Raw genomic sequence first — 15858 nt, forward strand, 5'->3', positions numbered from 1 at the left:
GGATTGATCATAGCGGCAGGCACACACTTTCGTCATCCCCACTGGAGGGCGAGTAGATGAAAGGCCAGAAAGGTTCTGTATTGCTGAATAAAGGGGCGTTTGCCGAGCTGTTCCACAGGTTTGCGCGTTGGCAGTTATTGCATCAGGAGCGCAACTTGCTGGCGACCTTGAGCGATGACGCACTCAAAGATATTGGGCTCAACCGCGCCGACGTCGAGCAGGAAAGCCATCGGCATTTCTGGGAAGACCCGCTGCGAAAGTAAGCCAGGATGCAGTAGGGTAGGGGCGAGCTTTTATGGAGATTGCCATGCCCGCCGACCTGTCCTTTTCACTCAAGCAAGCTCGACGCATGGCGCTGGCCGCCCAGGGTTTCTCGGGGCGCCAAGCGCCTGCCCAGATAAAAGCTGCGCACCTCAACCGGCTGATCGAACGCCTGGGCGTTATACAGATCGACTCGGTCAACGCATTGGTGCGTTCCCACTACCTGCCGTTGTTCTCCCGCCTGGGCCAGTACACCCCGTTGCTCCTTGAGCAAGCAGCCTGGAGCCAGGGGAGGCGGCGTTCATTGTTCGAGTATTGGGGGCATGAGGCGTCGCTGTTGCCGATGGCGATGTACCCGCTGATGCGCTGGCGCATGGAGCGGGCCAGGCAAGGGCAGGGCATCTATGCGCAGATGGCGCGTTTTGGCCGTGAGCAGCAGGCGACTATCCAGCGTGTGTTGCACAGCGTCGAGCAACAGGGCGCCTTGGGTGCGGGCAGTTTGTCGACCCGAGAGGAGCGTGCCGGGCCCTGGTGGGATTGGAGTGATGAGAAGCACGCACTGGAATGGCTGTTCGCCGCCGGTTTGGTCACCGTCGCTGGGCGCCGGGGTTTTGAGCGGCTATATGATTTGCCGGAGCGTGTGATCCCGGGCGAGATTCTTCAAACGTCCGTGAGCGAGGCTCAAGCCCAGCGCGGCTTGCTTTTGCATAGCGCGACGGCGCTGGGTATCGCCACCGAAAAGGACCTGCGCGATTATTTCCGCCTCGACCCCGCGGACAGCCGCCCGCGCTTGGCCGAACTGGTCGAGGACGGGCAGTTGCTGACGTGCCAGGTGCAAGGCTTTAAGCAACCAGCGTACTGTCTGCCGGAGCCCAAAGTGCCACGCAAAGTGCCGGCGAGTGCCTTGCTGTCACCGTTCGATTCATTGATATGGGAGCGCAGCCGCACCGAGCGCTTGTTCGATTTCCGCTATCGACTGGAGATCTACACCCCGCAAGACAAGCGGGTGTATGGCTACTACGTGCTGCCGTTTTTGCACAATGAGCGGATCGCTGCGCGCGTCGACCTGCGGGCCGAGCGTGCCCATGGGCGGCTGACGGTGCATGCAGTGCACGAAGAGGAATCGGGGCTGGACGACGAAGGCATGTTGGCGCTGGCCTTCAACCTGCGGCAAATGGCCGCCTGGCTGGGGCTGGAGCAGGTCCAGCTCAATTGCCAGCGACCCGATGCCGCCCGATTAAGGGCGGCGATGTTGATCAGCGTTTGACCTGTTTCAAGGTCTCGGCAATCAGAAACGCCAGCTCCAGCGACTGATCGGCATTCATCCGTGGGTCGCAATGGGTGTGATAGCGGTCCGATAGCCCGTCTTCGGTAATCGGCCGTGCGCCGCCGATGCATTCGGTGACGTTCTGCCCGGTCATCTCGATATGAATGCCGCCGGCGTAGCTGCCTTCGGCGTGGTGCACCTGAAAGAACTCCTTCACTTCGCCGAGGATTTGCGCAAAGTCGCGGGTCTTGTAGCCGCTGCTGGCCTTGATGGTGTTGCCGTGCATCGGATCGGAGCTCCACAGCACCTGCTTGCCCTCGCGCTGCACGGCGCGGATCAGGTTGGGCAAGTGGTCGCCGACCTTGCCTGCGCCCATGCGCGCAATCAGGTTGAGGCGACCAGGGTCATTGTCCGGGTTAAGGATATCAATCAGGCGGATCAGATCGTCCGGGTTCATGCTCGGCCCGACTTTCACGCCGATCGGGTTGTTCACCCCGCGCAGGAATTCGACGTGGGCGCCGTCCAACTGGCGTGTACGGTCGCCGATCCACAGCATATGGGCCGAGCAGTCGTAGTAGTCGTTGGTCAGGCTGTCGCGACGCACGAAGGCTTGTTCATAGTTGAGCAGCAACGCTTCGTGGGCGGTGAAGAAGCTGGTTTCGCGCAATTGCGGCGAGCTGTCCATGCCACAGGCGCGCATGAAGGCCAGGGTCTCGTCGATGCGGTCTGCCAGTTGGCTGTACTTCTCGGCCAGTGCGGAGTTGGCGATAAAGTCCAGGTTCCACTTGTGCACCTGGTGCAGGTCGGCGAACCCCCCTTGGGCAAACGCGCGCAGCAGGTTGAGGGTGGCGGTGGACTGGTGGTAGGACTGCAACAGGCGGTCCGGGTCCGGCACACGGCTTTTTTCATCGAAGCCGATGCCGTTGACGATGTCGCCACGATAGGCGGGCAGGGTGATGCCGTCGATGGTCTCATCGTTGGACGAGCGCGGCTTGGCAAACTGGCCGGCCATGCGTCCGACTTTCACCACCGGGCAACCGGCGGCGAAGGTCATGACAATCGCCATCTGCAGCAGCACCTTGAAGGTGTCGCGGATTTTTGCCGCGGAGAACTCGGCAAAACTCTCGGCACAATCGCCACCTTGCAGGAGGAAAGCGCGGCCCTGGGTCACTTCGGCAAACTGGCGACGCAACTCACGGGCTTCCCCGGCAAACACCAGCGGCGGGTAGCTGGCCAGGTTCTGCTCCACCTGCAACAGGTGTGCAGCGTCCGGATACTGGGGTTGTTGCTGGATCGGCAGGGCGCGCCAGCTGTCGGGGCTCCAGGGTTGGCTCATCATGAACTCGATTGGGTGATTGACGGATGACGCTGATGTTATCAGCAATTAGTGCGTGACCTGTTGCTGCCGGTTGGCCGACAATCGCGCCTTTGCCAAGCGGTAAACCCCTTAGGAGTAGTGATGACCGAGGAGCGTGTCGAGCGCCTGCTGGCCGAAGTCCATGATGATTTCGGCATGATCCGTGTGCTCGAAGTAGCCGATTACCGCTTTCTCGAATTCGGCGACGCCATCGAGCAAAGCTGCGTGTTCACCGCCGATCCGAGCTGGTTGGAGTATGACTACACCCGCGCCATGTTGATCGGTGCGCTGTGCCATGAGCAGCCGGAGAGCGCGTTGTTCCTCGGTTTAGGGGCGGGCACGTTGACCCAGGCATGCCTCAGGTTTCTGCCGCTGGAAGACGTCGAGGCCATTGAACTGCGCCCTGATGTACCGCGCCTGGCCATCGAATACCTGGGGCTCGATGACGACCCGCGCTTGTACATTCGCGTGGGGGACGCCCTGCAATTGCTCGATACCGCTGAATCGGCCGACCTGATCTTCGTCGACCTCTACACCGATGTCGGCCCCGGTGTGGGGCATCTGGCCTGGACCTTTCTGGAAAGCTGCCAGAAGAAACTCAACCCCGGCGGCTGGCTGGTGATCAATCAGTGGGCCACCGATGATGGTAAACCGCTGGGCGCGGCATTGCTGCGTGGGTTGTATCACCGACACTACTGGGAGCTGCCGGTGAAGGAGGGCAATGTGATTCTGCTGGTGCCTTCCGAGCTGGATCAGGAACTGGACCTCGATGCCCTGTCAGCCCGCGCCGAAGCCTTGGCGCCGCGATTGGGGTACTCGTTGCAGCCGTTGATCAAGGCTATTCGGCCGGCAACCTAGTTGTGTGCTCCGTCGCCATCGGGAGCTTGCCCCCGATGGCGTCGGTATTACCAACTCAAATCCCCTTGAACACCCCCGGCCGCTTCTCGATCATCGCCCGCACGCCTTCCTTGGCATCCTCGCTGTTGAGCAATTTATCCACCATGGGCGGCAGGGCGGCGGCGGCGACAGCTTCGCCTTCCATACGCGCCAGACGCGCCGACATCAGCGTCGCCTGCACGCCAAGCGGCGCCTGACGAGCAATGCGGTTGGCCAGTTCGATGGCGCGGGGCAACAGGTCTTCACTGGCCATTACTTCCTGTACCAGGCCCAGGCGCAGGGCTTCATGGGCGTCGAACTCGTCTCCGGTAAGCAGCCAGCGCATCGCATTGCCCCAGCCCGCGATCTGGTGCAAGCGCATTGTTGCGCCGCCAAACGGAAAGATCCCACGTTGCACTTCCATCTGTGCAAAGCGTGTATTGCTGGCGCAGAGGTTGATATCCGCCGCCAGCATCAACTCGATACCAATGGTCAGGCAGTAGCCCTGGGCCGCGACGATCACCGGTTTGCTGACCCTGGGCCCTGCGAATACGCCCCAGGGATCGCATCCGCCGAGCGGCGGTTGCCAGCCGCCCGCCATCACGCCGCTGACATTGGCCAGGTCCAGCCCCGCCGTGAAGTGATCGCCGTGGGCAAATACCACGGCCACCCGGGCGTCATCGTTTCGATCAAATTCGCCATAGGCCAGGCTCAGCTCATTGAGTAAATCCAGGTCGAAGGCATTGCGCTTGGCCACGCGGTCCAGGCCCAGCAACAGAACATGGCCCTCAAGTGCACGGCTGACGCGGCTACTGCTGGCTTGTTTCATCGGGTGTGCCCTCGGGCGCGGGTAGGGTTTCAGACCGAAGGGCCTGAGTGGGTGGGTGAACCGTTTAAGCTTGATGACCAGCAGGGCCGGGCCTTTGAAAAATAGACCCTGGCGCACAGATCTGCAAAGCCCGCGACGCAGCGCGGTTTATCAGTGCGCTGCGATAAAAAAAGCTCCCTTTTTCAGCTATTTCCGGTATAGTGCGCGCCGGCCTTTAACCGGGCCGCGTTTAGGTAGCGCAATTCCCCGAAGTCAGCTTCGGCTGCACGTCCGCACAGCGGACTCTCCCTTGACGAATCTTTTTCATTCATTCGTTTTCGCAAATCCCCGCCGACAAAGCAGCCAGGGCGACTCTTGAGTCTCAACACGGCATGCGCAGCTTTGGAGCATGGGTCTTTGCGGATGCACTTAGAGGCAGACCCATGACCCAGGAAACCGGCGGCTTCGCCGCTTTTAATCTTAACCCGAACATTCTCGCCGCTGTCATCGCGACTGGCTACGAAGAACCTTCGGCTATTCAGCAGCAATCGATCCCGATCATCATGGCCGGCCAGGACATGATTGGCCAGGCGCAAACCGGTACCGGTAAAACCGCCGCGTTCGCCCTGCCTATTTTGCATTGTATCGATCCTGCCAAGCGCGAGCCGCAAGCCCTGATCCTGGCGCCAACCCGAGAGTTGGCGCTGCAAGTAGCAACCGCTTTTGAAACCTACGCCAAGCAAATGCCAGGCGTAACCGTTGTGGCCGTTTACGGCGGCGCGCCGATGGGCCCACAACTCAAGGCTATCCGTAACGGCGCACAGATCGTTGTCGCCACCCCGGGCCGTCTGTGCGACCACCTGCGTCGTGACGAAAAAGTCCTGTCGACCGTGAACCACCTGGTTCTGGACGAAGCTGACGAAATGTTGAAGCTGGGCTTCATGGATGACCTGGAAGTCATCTTCAAGGCGCTGCCACCGACCCGTCAGACCGTATTGTTCTCGGCCACCCTGCCGCAGTCGATCCGTGCCATTGCCGAACGCCACCTGCGCGATCCGCAACACGTGAAGATCCAGACCAAGACCCAGACCGTTACCGCGATCGAACAGGCTCACCTGTTGGTTCACGCTGACCAGAAGACCTCGGCTGTATTGAGCCTGCTGGAAGTCGAAGACTTCGACGCCCTGATCATGTTCGTGCGCACCAAGCAAGCGACCCTGGACCTGGCCAGTGCCCTGGAAGCCAAAGGCTACAAAGCCGCTGCGCTGAACGGTGACATCGCCCAGAACCAACGTGAGCGCGTGATCGACTCCCTCAAGGATGGCCGTCTGGACATCGTTGTGGCGACCGACGTTGCTGCTCGTGGCCTCGACGTTCCACGTATCACCCACGTGTTCAACGTTGACATGCCTTACGATCCAGAGTCCTACGTTCACCGTATCGGCCGTACCGGCCGTGCGGGTCGCGAAGGTCGTGCACTGCTGCTGGTGACTCCGCGCGAGCGCCGCATGCTGCAAGTGATCGAGCGTGTCACCGGTCAGAAAGTTGCCGAAGTACGCCTGCCGGATGCCCAGGCCGTTCTTGATGCACGCATCAAGAAATTGACCAACAGCCTGGCGCCATTGGTGGCTGACGCTGAATCGACCCACGGCGACCTGCTGGACCGCCTGACCGCCGATATCGGTTGCACCCCGCGTGCCCTGGCTGCAGCCCTGCTGCGCAAAGCGACCAATGGTCAAGCCCTGACCCTGGCTGCCATCGAGAAAGAGCGCCCACTGGTCCCGAACAACGCCCCGCGCGGTGATCGTCCAGAGCGTTCCGGCGACCGTCCAGAGCGTGGTGATCGTGAGCGTCGTGCTCCGGTTCCATTGGCTGAAGGTCGTGCTCGTTGCCGTACCGCGCTGGGTGCGCGTGACGGTATCGCTGCCAAGAACCTGCTGGGCGCTATCCTCAACGAGGGTGGCCTGGCGCGTGAAGCCATCGGTCGCATCCAGGTACGTGACAGCTTCTCCCTGGTGGAGCTGCCGGAAGATGGCCTGGAAAAACTGCTGGCTAAGCTCAAAGACACTCGCGTTGCCGGTAAGCAGCTCAAACTGCGTCGCTACCGCGAAGATTGATCCGCCTCTGGGCTGATTGATCGCACATAAAAAATCCCCGACTGGTTCGGGGATTTTTTTTGCCTGGGATTTCAGGCTGTGCATCTGCGTTAGCCAAAGCGGTAGATGTCCATGCCCAAGGCGCCGAGGGTGAAGCCCTGATGCGCCACGCTGAAATCACCTCCGGCACCCCGCGCAAAGTACAGCGGCAACAAATGCTCGTCGCTGGGGTGGCTGCGCACTGCATGGGGCGCCAGGAGGCGATAGTCATGCAAGGCTGTTTCGTCACCGGCAGCGAGTTTTTCGACCACCCAGTCGCGAAAGGCTAGCGCCCATGGCGTGATGGTTTCCGGCCCGGCCCGCCAGTCCAGCTCACTGAGATTATGGGTGATGCTGCCGGAGCCGATCAGTAGCACACCTTGATCGCGCAGGCTGCAGAGGGCGTGTCCAACCCGGGTTTGAAAAGCCGGGCCCATGCGGCTTGGCAGGGAGACTTGCACCACCGGAATATCCGCCGCCGGGTACATCAGCGACAGGGGCACCCAGGTGCCATGGTCGAAGGGCCGTTGGTTGTCGACGCGTGCAGTCAGGCCGTCAGCCTGCAATAACTCGACAATTTCATTTGCCAGCTGTGGATCACCCGGCGCAGGGTATTGCACCGCAAACAGTTCGCGAGGGAAGCCGCCGAAGTCGTGCCAGGTTTCGGGCGCGGCGCTGCCACTCACCAGTAACTCGTGGCTTTCCCAATGCGCCGATACCACCACAATCGCCTTGGGCCGTGGCAACGCGGCTGCCAGGGCCTGCAGCGCCGGGCCGCTGGCACCGGGTTGCAGGGCCAGCATCGGAGAGCCATGGGAGATAAACAGGCTGGGGAACATAAGAGGGGCCCTGAAGATTAATATGGGGCTATCTTCATTCAGATCATTAATCGAGATCTAATATAAGATTTAGTGTCTTTTGATCGATTTTTTCAAGGTGATGCATGGACGCAAAAATTTGGCAGGAACGCTGGGCAACCAATCAGATCGGTTTTCATCAGTCCGACGTTAATCCTTACTTGCAGCGGCATTGGTCAGCGTTGGCCCTGGCTGATGGTGCCAGGGTTTTCGTGCCTTTGTGTGGCAAGAGCCTGGACATGAAGTGGTTGGCGGATCGCGGGCATCGCGTGATGGGTGTGGAGGTGTCTGATCAAGCCGTTGAGGCGTTCTTCAGCGAGCAGGGGCTTACGCCGCAGATCGATCATAGAGGCGTGTTCAAGGTGTATCAGGCGGGCCTGGTCGAGGTGTGGTGCGGTGACTTCTTCGCCCTTGACGCAAGTGCCTTGGCTGATTGCACGGCGCTGTATGACCGCGCGGCACTGATCGCCTTGCCGCAGCCAATGCGCTCGCGATACACCGAGCATCTCGATACCCTGCTGGCCCCCGTCTGTGAGGGGTTGTTGATCACTGTCGACTACGACCAGGTACAAAGGGCTGGCCCGCCTTTCGCTGTCCCGGATGAGGAAGTGCAGTCGCTGCTGGGCCCGCACTGGAATGTGGTTACGCTGCAAGAGCGGGACATTTTGAGTGAAAGCAGCAAATTCAAGGCGGACGGCGTTACTCGGCTTGATGAGCGTGTTTATCGGCTGACCAGGCGGTAAATCACGCCCACGAAAAAGGGGCGATTCAATCGCCCCTTTTTTGTCTTGCCTGGGTTATCAGCCCCGACGACGCAGTGCGTCGATCCGCTCTTCCAGCGGCGGGTGGCTCATGAACAGGCGAGCCATGCCCTGTTTGATGCCACCGTTGATGCCAAAGGCTGTCAGGCTGTCCGGCATATGCACTGGCAGGCCCTGTTCGGAGCGCAAGCGTTGCAGCGCGCCGATCATTGCGCTGGTGCCCGCCAGGCGTGCGCCGGCTTCATCTGCGCGGAACTCGCGTTTGCGCGAGAACCACATGGTGATCGCGCTGGCCAGGAAGCCCAGCACCAACTCGGCGAAGATGGTCGCCACGAAGTAAGCAATGCCGCGACCTTCTTCGTTCTTGAAGATGACCTTGTCGACAAAGTTGCCGATGATCCGCGCAAAGAACATCACGAAGGTGTTCACTACGCCCTGTACCAGCGCGAGGGTGACCATGTCGCCGTTGGCCACGTGACCGATCTCGTGGGCCAGCACCGCCTTGACTTCATCGGGCGAAAAACGCTCCAGCAGGCCCTGGCTTACGGCCACCAGCGCGTCGTTCTTGTTCCAGCCGGTGGCGAAGGCGTTGGCCTCATAGGCAGGGAAAATCCCCACTTCGGGCATTTTGATGCCTGCTTCTTGAGATAGCTGCTCCACGGTTTGCATCAGCCATTGTTCATGGCGAGTGCGAGGTTGAGTGATGACCTGGGTGCTGGTACTCATCTTCGCCATCCACTTGGAGATGAACAGCGAAAACAGCGAGCCGGCAAAACCAAAGACCGCACAGAATACCAACAGCTGATTGAGGTTCAGGTCAACCCCGTTGGCCGCCATGAACCCGTTGAAGCCGAACAGGCTCAGGGTGATGCTGGCAATCAGCACGACCGCCAGGTTAGTGGCCAAGAACAGCAGGATGCGCATCATGGTTGTAGGGTTCTCCTCATGCTTAATATGTCGCGTACTGCGGGGTATATAAGGTGCCGCATGGGGTGATTCAACCGAGCGACTATTTCAAACTGTGTCCTACAGCGTGAACGTAAGGCCCTGAAGGGATTTTCCGACCTGTATTGTCGGCCATGACCGGCGTGAGTTTGCCTTGCCGCCCCGTGATTATAGGGGGCACGCCTCGGGCAGGGGCTGAGTGAACTACCACCGCACGTAAGCGAGAAAGAAGTGTTGCCAGATAATCGCTGTACGACCCAATGTGAGTCGTACAGCGTCAATGTCCTTACTGGCGATAGGACTTCAGGAAGTTGCCGATGCGACCGATGGCCATTTCCAGGTCATCCACACGTGGCAAAGTCACCACGCGGAAGTGATCCGGCCATGGCCAGTTGAACGCAGTGCCCTGAACCACCAGCAGCTTTTCCGACAGTAGCAGGTCGAGCACGAACTTCTCGTCGTTGAGAATCGGGCAGACTTTCGGGTCGATCCGCGGGAACGCATACAACGCGCCCATAGGCTTCACACAGCTCACACCGGGGATCGCGTTGAGCAACTCCCAGGTGCGGTTGCGCTGCTCCAGCAGGCGACCCTGGGGCAAGATCAGGTCATTGATGCTCTGGTAGCCGCCGAGGGCGGTCTGGATGGCGTGCTGGCTCGGCACGTTGGCACACAGGCGCATGTTGGCCAGCATGTCGATACCTTCGATGTAGCTCTGGGCATTATGCTTGGGGCCGGAAATGGCGATCCATCCGGAGCGGAAGCCCGCCACGCGATACGACTTGGACAGGCCGTTGAAGGTCAGGCACAGCAGGTCCGGAGCCAGGGAGGCGGTGCATATGTGAACGGCGTCATCGTAGAGGATCTTGTCGTAGATCTCGTCGGAGAACACTACCAGGTTGTGCTGGCGTGCCAGTTCAAGCATGCCCAGCAGCACTTCCTTGGAGTACACGGCGCCGGTAGGGTTGTTCGGATTGATGATCACCAGGGCCTTGGTGTTGGGGGTGATCTTGGCCTTGATGTCGGCCAGGTCCGGAAACCAGTCGGCACCTTCATCACACAGGTAATGCACCGGATGGCCGCCAGCCAGGGTCACGGCAGCGGTCCAGAGCGGATAGTCCGGTGCCGGCACCAGCACTTCATCGCCATTGTTGAGCAGCGCCTGCATCGACATCACGATCAGCTCGGACACGCCGTTGCCCAGGTAGATGTCCTCGATGCCGACACCTTCGACCTGCTTCTGCTGGTAGTACTGCATTACCGCCTTGCGTGCACTGAACAGGCCCTTGGAGTCGCTGTAGCCTTGGGCGGTCGGCAGGTTGCGGATCACGTCCTGGAGGATTTCGTCCGGCGCTTCGAAACCAAACGGCGCCGGGTTGCCAATGTTCAACTTGAGGATGCGATGGCCTTCCTCTTCCAGGCGCTTGGCGTGCTTGAGCACTGGGCCGCGAATGTCGTAGCAGACGTTGGCGAGCTTGTTCGATTTGCTGACCTGCATGGCGATGTGATCCTGAAAATGAACGATTCAGACGGCGTAGGCACTACCGTAGGGTGAATCCTGCGCGGTTCGCCCCCATAAATACGTTTGAATGCCGATGGCGCGGGTGCCAGACTGGCGTTTTGAAGAGGCGCAATCATACGTGCCGCCTGATCCATGGAAAAGACACAGATCAGGGTTTTTCAGTTGCCGAGGTGTACCGATGGAAAAGTTGCAGAAAACCGTTGATGAGTGGAAGGCCATGCTCGACCCTGAGCAGTACAACGTGTGCCGCCTCAAGGGCACCGAGCGGCCTTTCAGCGGCAAGTACAACGGCACCAGGACCGACGGCGTGTATCACTGCATCTGCTGTAATGAGCCTCTGTTCGATTCGACCACCAAGTTTGATTCCGGCTGCGGCTGGCCGAGCTTCTACGCGCCGATTGCCGACAGCGCGATGATCGAAATTCGTGACGTCAGCCACGGCATGATTCGTACCGAAGTCACCTGCGCCAAGTGCGACGCACACCTGGGGCATGTGTTCCCGGACGGCCCGCCGCCGACGGGCCTGCGCTACTGCATCAACTCGGTGTGCCTGGACCTGGTGCCGCGCTCGGCTTGAAGCGATAAACAGGCCCGAATGCCGGTCGGTCAAGCGTACGCGTATCACTTCTTCCCCTGAATTGAGGCATTGCCATGAGCGACTCCCTGCTGAGCATCCCTTGCACCACCATCAAGGGTGAGCAAAAGACCCTGGCCGATTTCGCCGGCAAGGCCATTTTGGTGGTCAACACCGCCAGCAAATGTGGCTTCACCCCCCAGTACAAGGGCCTGGAGCAACTTTGGCAGCGCTACAAGGACCAGGGGCTGGTGGTGCTGGGGTTTCCCTGCAACCAGTTCGGCAAGCAGGAACCGGGTAACGAAGGCGCGATAGCCGAGTTCTGCGAGCTGAACTTCGGCGTCAGTTTTCCGCTGTTCAAGAAGGTCGACGTCAATGGCAGCGATGCCCACCCGTTGTTCGTACAGTTAAAAAAGCAGGCCCCGGGGCTGCTGGGCTCCAAGAATATCAAGTGGAACTTCACCAAGTTCCTCATCGGCCCCGACGGCAAGCAGGTCAAGCGTTTTGCGCCAACGACCAAGCCCCAGGACCTGAGCCAGGAGATCGAAGCCTTGCTCAAATGACCACGATAGTGTGGGCGCAGCCTCAGAGGCTTGTCGTCGTCGGTACCCACAACTCCAGCAACGCATGGAGTTCTTCGCGGCGAAACGGCTTGGCCAGGTAATCGTTCATGCCCGCCGCCCGGCAACGCTCGCGTTCTTCGGACAGGGCATTTGCGGTCAAGGCGACAATGGGCAGGTCTGGCCAGCGCCCGCTGCGGCGAATTTGCCGGCTGGCCTCGTAGCCATCCATCACCGGCATGTTGCAGTCCATCAGCACCATATCGAAGCGCTGGTCCTCAAGCAGCTTGAGCGCTTCCCCACCATGGGCAGCCACAATCACCTCACACCCCAGCTTGCTGAGCATCCCCTTGGCCACCAGTTGATTGACCGCGTTGTCCTCCACCAACAGGATGCGCGCGCGGTGAGCCAGCGGCGCGGCTTCCATCTGGATCGGGTCGAGGATCGGTTGCGTGTTGCTGCGCAGGCTGCGTTGCAGGATCTGGTACAGCGCGTTACGGCTCAATGGACGTGCTTGTTGCTGCAGCGGTGCCAGCGCCGCGACTTCTTCACTGGGCATGAAGTTGCCATAGGCGGTGACCAGCAGAATCGGCGCGCTGATTGCCGGGCGCAAGCGGAACAAGCATTCAGGGCAGTCGGTAATCAACAGGTCAGGGGCCAGTGCGCTCAAATCATCGTCTTGGGAATAGCACCTTGGTGTCAGCCCCCAAGAGGGCAGCAGGGTGGTGAGCAGCTCTGTCAACCCGCCACCGGCATGGGTGATGGCGATTACATCACCTGTGAGTGGTGTATAGCGCGTGGCAGGCAGATGAGTGGGTAGCGGGAGGTCGGCGCAGAACTGGCTGCCAAAGCCCACCTCCGAGCTGATACTCAAGCGGCCTTGCATGGCTTCACACAGATTGTGCGTCAAGGCCAGCCCCAAACCCGTACCGCCAAATTGACGGGTGATGCCCGCTCCGGCCTGGGTGAAGGGTTGGAAGATTTTCACCTGGGCTTCCTGGGCGATACCGATGCCGGTATCACAGACTTCAATATTGACCCTGCCTTCCAGGGCACGCAGGCGCACATCGACCCGGCCGAAGCGGGTGAACTTCAAGGCATTGGAAAGCAGATTACTGACGATTTGCCGCACCCGGGTCGGGTCGCCGATGACCTGGGCGGGAAACTGTGGATCAATCAGGCACGTCAGCTCGACACTCGGCGCCGCATTCTGCGACAGCAGGTTGGCAGTGTCTTCCACCAGTGAGCCCAAGTCGAAGGGGATATGTTCCAGTTCCAGTTGGCCGGCATCGAACTTGGACAGATCGAGAATATCGTTGAGCAATTCGACCAGCACTTTGCCCGAGTCATGGGCGATCGACAGTTGCTGGCGCTGCTCGGCATTCAGTGAGCTGTCGAGCGACAGTGCAATCATCCCCAGCAGGCCATTGAGCGGCGTACGGATTTCATGGCTCATATTGGCGAGGAACGCGGCCCGTGCCTGTGCCATACCCAGCGCGGTCATCCTGGCTGCTTCCAGTTCATCATTGGATTGGCTCAAGCGTTGGTTGCTGGCCTTGAGTTCAAGGGTGCGCGCCGAAACGATATTTTCCAATTGGCCCAGGTATTCGGTGAGGCGGTCCTCGGCGTGACGCCGCTGATGGATCTCGGTTTCCATGTTTTCAAATTGCTGGTTGGCGACGTCGACCAATACGCCGATTTCGTCGTGCTCATGCCCCGGCGGGCAATCCAGGCGTGCCTGTTTGCGGGTACTCAACTCTCGGATAATACGTACCAGTGGTTGAGTGAGCATTACGTAGAATAAGCCCAGCAAGATCCCGGTCAGCAGCAGGCTGCGGGTAAATCCGTTGAGCAAGGTGATCTCGGCGCGATGCAGGAAACGGCTGCCAAAGGCATAGGTATCGACGTCGAGGCGCAATACACCGAGGGATTCGTTGGGCATATGGTTGAGAAACAGTCGGTCCTCGAACTGACGATTGGCGCCAAACAGAAAATCGCTGACCGGGCGATAGTTGCTTTCCTTGCGCGGGCGGTTGACGTCGGCCAGCACCGCGCCATTGTTGTCGATCAGCTGCGCACGGGTAATTGCAGGGGAGTGCAGCAGGCCCAGGGTCAGCTCCTGGGCGAGTTCGGCATCGATGTTGTAGGCGATACGCGACGCGGGGTTATGGCTGATTTCAATCAGTGAGCGTATTTCACGGTTGATGGATGCGTCTTCACTGGCATAATCAATGCCGATTTGGATCAGGCTGAGCAAGGTTCCCAACACGAAACCGACCAGCACAGTCAATCTGGCTTGTTTATAAGACAAGCGGTGGGCGAACTTGATATCCATCGAGTGTTGAACCACTTCACGTTTCCTTTCGCCCGGCAAGCATAGCTGAACATCCCCAAGCTTCAGCTTGCCGGGCACGAATCGTTTTTTGACGCAGCCTCATGCGGTCTGCCGCAGGGTTGTCAATACGCCATCTTTTACAAGAACTTGCCAGAGGAATAATCATGGATTCTCGATTGAATGCCTTCCTTGAGCGGGCCGACGCCGTACTTGCTCGCCTGGAACCCTTATTGCCGGCCCCGCGCCAAGCCATCGACTGGCGCCAATGCCTGGCCGCTCGTTGGCAGCGCGAAGGTCGCAGTGGCTTCCTGTTGCCGCTGGAAGTGAGCCTGGATATGCGCTTGTCGGACCTGATTGGCGTCGACAAGCAATGTGAACAACTGGCGCGTAATACCCAGCAGTTCCTCGATGGCCTGCCCGCCAACCACGCGCTGCTGTGGGGTTCTCGCGGCACCGGCAAGTCTTCCATGGTGCGTGCCTTGCTGGCTCAGCACGCCACGGCGGGTCTGCGCTTGATCGAAATCGAACGCGACCACCTGGCCGACCTGCCGCGCGTGGTCGAACAGTTGATAAAACTGCCGCAGCGCTTCATTTTGTTTTGCGATGACCTTTCGTTCGAAGCCGGCGAAGGCGATTATCGCGTGCTCAAAAGCGTGCTGGACGGTTCCCTGGAGCAGGCGCCGGAAAACGTGCTGTTGTATGCCACGTCCAACCGCCGTCATCTGGTGCCGGAGAACCAGAGCGACAACGACAACTGGAAACGTGTGGATGGCGAGTTGCACCCGAGCGAGGCGGTAGAGGACAAGATTGCCTTGTCGGACCGTTTTGGCTTGTGGCTGTCGTTCTATCCGTTTTCCCAGGAGCATTTCCTGGATGTGGTGGAACACTGGATCGGCGAGTTGGCCGGCAAGGCCGGCTTGCAGTGGCAGCACGATGAGCAGCTTGATGTACTCGCGGTGCGCTGGGCCACAGGGCGCGGCAACCGCAATGGCCGTTGTGCCTATCAGTTTGCCCGTTACTGGGTAGGTCTTAAATTGCTGGAACGTCAACCATGATCGATTTACAACAGGCCGGCAGCGGTCTCGATGGCTACGCCATGCTGTGTGCACAACTGGAGTCATTGCTGGCGGATGAGCGTGACTTTATTGCCAACAGTGCACAGTTTTCTGCGTTTCTGTTCAACCAGCTCGATGACCTGAACTGGGCAGGCTTTTACCTTAATCGCAATGAAGAACTGGTGCTTGGGCCGTTCCAGGGTCAGATAGCCTGCGTACGTATCCCTTTCGGCCGTGGCGTATGTGGCGCTGCTGCGGCTTCACGACAAACCCAGCGGGTGGAGGATGTGCATGCGTTCCCAGGCCATATCGCTTGTGACAGTGCCTCGAACAGTGAGTTGGTGGTGCCATTGGTCAAAGACGGTCAGCTGATTGGCGTGCTTGACCTCGACAGTCCCTCACTGGCCCGTTTTACACCTCAGGACCAGGCAGGGATTGAACGGCTGGCGGCGATTTTCCTGCGGCTGACCGACTGCTGAACCTGCAAGCCAAGGCAGAGGAGTGCAGGAGCGAGTGACTCGCTCCTGCCGTTGCGGGCCCGGGCG

At 59.7% G+C, this 15858-nt stretch carries 15 protein-coding genes; 9 read left to right on the top strand and 6 right to left on the bottom strand.

Annotated elements, in window-relative coordinates; all coding sequences use genetic code 11:
* The first annotated feature begins 56 nt into the window (after positions 1-56).
* On the top strand, positions 57-263 hold the full coding sequence (locus IH404_RS09835; RefSeq protein WP_005786437.1) for a DUF1127 domain-containing protein: 207 nt from the start codon (positions 57-59) through the stop codon (positions 261-263).
* 44 nt (positions 264-307) lie between these two features.
* On the top strand, positions 308-1528 hold the full coding sequence (locus IH404_RS09840; protein ID WP_194440353.1) for a winged helix-turn-helix domain-containing protein: 1221 nt from the start codon (positions 308-310) through the stop codon (positions 1526-1528).
* Here the strand turns inward: IH404_RS09840 and IH404_RS09845 are convergent.
* A complete protein-coding gene (locus IH404_RS09845) occupies positions 1518-2864 on the bottom strand; it encodes a 3-deoxy-7-phosphoheptulonate synthase class II (protein WP_122732652.1) in 1347 nt (448 codons plus the stop codon). The two genes, IH404_RS09840 and IH404_RS09845, sit on opposite strands and share 11 nt — an antisense overlap.
* A gap of 123 nt (positions 2865-2987) precedes the next feature.
* Here IH404_RS09845 and IH404_RS09850 point away from each other — a divergent pair, with 123 nt between their 5' ends.
* Positions 2988-3743 (top strand): spermidine synthase, encoded by a 756-nt coding sequence (locus IH404_RS09850; protein WP_005786442.1) that lies wholly within the window; start codon positions 2988-2990, stop codon positions 3741-3743.
* Between the two features lie 55 nt (positions 3744-3798).
* On the opposite strand, the gene IH404_RS09855 is transcribed toward IH404_RS09850, so the two are convergent.
* Positions 3799-4590: a crotonase/enoyl-CoA hydratase family protein gene (locus IH404_RS09855; protein ID WP_005786443.1), complete on the bottom strand. Its 792-nt coding sequence runs from the start codon at positions 4588-4590 to the stop codon at positions 3799-3801.
* A gap of 422 nt (positions 4591-5012) precedes the next feature.
* Between IH404_RS09855 and IH404_RS09860 the strand changes: the two genes are divergently transcribed.
* Positions 5013-6686 (top strand): DEAD/DEAH box helicase, encoded by a 1674-nt coding sequence (locus IH404_RS09860; protein WP_005786445.1) that lies wholly within the window; start codon positions 5013-5015, stop codon positions 6684-6686.
* Between the two features lie 89 nt (positions 6687-6775).
* Here the strand turns inward: IH404_RS09860 and IH404_RS09865 are convergent, their stop codons facing one another.
* Positions 6776-7543 (bottom strand): class III extradiol ring-cleavage dioxygenase, encoded by a 768-nt coding sequence (locus IH404_RS09865; RefSeq protein WP_194440354.1) that lies wholly within the window; start codon positions 7541-7543, stop codon positions 6776-6778.
* Positions 7544-7647: 104 nt separating this feature from the next.
* Between IH404_RS09865 and IH404_RS09870 the strand changes: the two genes are divergently transcribed.
* Positions 7648-8304 carry a thiopurine S-methyltransferase gene (locus tag IH404_RS09870; protein WP_005786449.1) on the top strand — a complete coding sequence of 219 codons (657 nt, stop codon included), beginning with the start codon at positions 7648-7650 and terminating at the stop codon, positions 8302-8304.
* Between the two features lie 57 nt (positions 8305-8361).
* Here the strand turns inward: IH404_RS09870 and htpX are convergent, their stop codons facing one another.
* Positions 8362-9249: a protease HtpX gene (htpX, locus tag IH404_RS09875; protein ID WP_005786451.1), complete on the bottom strand. Its 888-nt coding sequence runs from the start codon at positions 9247-9249 to the stop codon at positions 8362-8364.
* 304 nt (positions 9250-9553) lie between these two features.
* Positions 9554-10765 (bottom strand): pyridoxal phosphate-dependent aminotransferase, encoded by a 1212-nt coding sequence (locus IH404_RS09880; protein ID WP_003189906.1) that lies wholly within the window; start codon positions 10763-10765, stop codon positions 9554-9556.
* A 202-nt stretch (positions 10766-10967) separates the two neighbouring features.
* Between IH404_RS09880 and msrB the strand changes: the two genes are divergently transcribed.
* Complete coding sequence (gene msrB / locus IH404_RS09885) at positions 10968-11366, top strand: peptide-methionine (R)-S-oxide reductase MsrB (RefSeq protein ID WP_005786454.1); 399 nt, start codon at positions 10968-10970, stop codon at positions 11364-11366.
* A gap of 74 nt (positions 11367-11440) precedes the next feature.
* Positions 11441-11926 (top strand): glutathione peroxidase, encoded by a 486-nt coding sequence (locus IH404_RS09890; protein WP_005786456.1) that lies wholly within the window; start codon positions 11441-11443, stop codon positions 11924-11926.
* A gap of 22 nt (positions 11927-11948) precedes the next feature.
* Here the strand turns inward: IH404_RS09890 and IH404_RS09895 are convergent, their stop codons facing one another.
* Positions 11949-14258, bottom strand: a complete 2310-nt coding sequence (locus IH404_RS09895; protein ID WP_194440663.1) for a response regulator — start codon at positions 14256-14258, stop codon at positions 11949-11951.
* A 164-nt stretch (positions 14259-14422) separates the two neighbouring features.
* Here IH404_RS09895 and IH404_RS09900 point away from each other — a divergent pair, with 164 nt between their 5' ends.
* Positions 14423-15313: an ATP-binding protein gene (locus IH404_RS09900; RefSeq protein WP_194440355.1), complete on the top strand. Its 891-nt coding sequence runs from the start codon at positions 14423-14425 to the stop codon at positions 15311-15313.
* Positions 15310-15792 carry a GAF domain-containing protein gene (locus IH404_RS09905; RefSeq protein ID WP_032877122.1) on the top strand — a complete coding sequence of 161 codons (483 nt, stop codon included), beginning with the start codon at positions 15310-15312 and terminating at the stop codon, positions 15790-15792. The genes IH404_RS09900 and IH404_RS09905 overlap by 4 nt, the downstream gene beginning before the upstream one ends.
* The last annotated feature ends 66 nt before the right edge of the window (positions 15793-15858 follow it).

This window comes from Pseudomonas sp. OST1909 (genome assembly GCF_015277575.1).
GTDB lineage: Bacteria > Pseudomonadota > Gammaproteobacteria > Pseudomonadales > Pseudomonadaceae > Aquipseudomonas > Aquipseudomonas synxantha_A.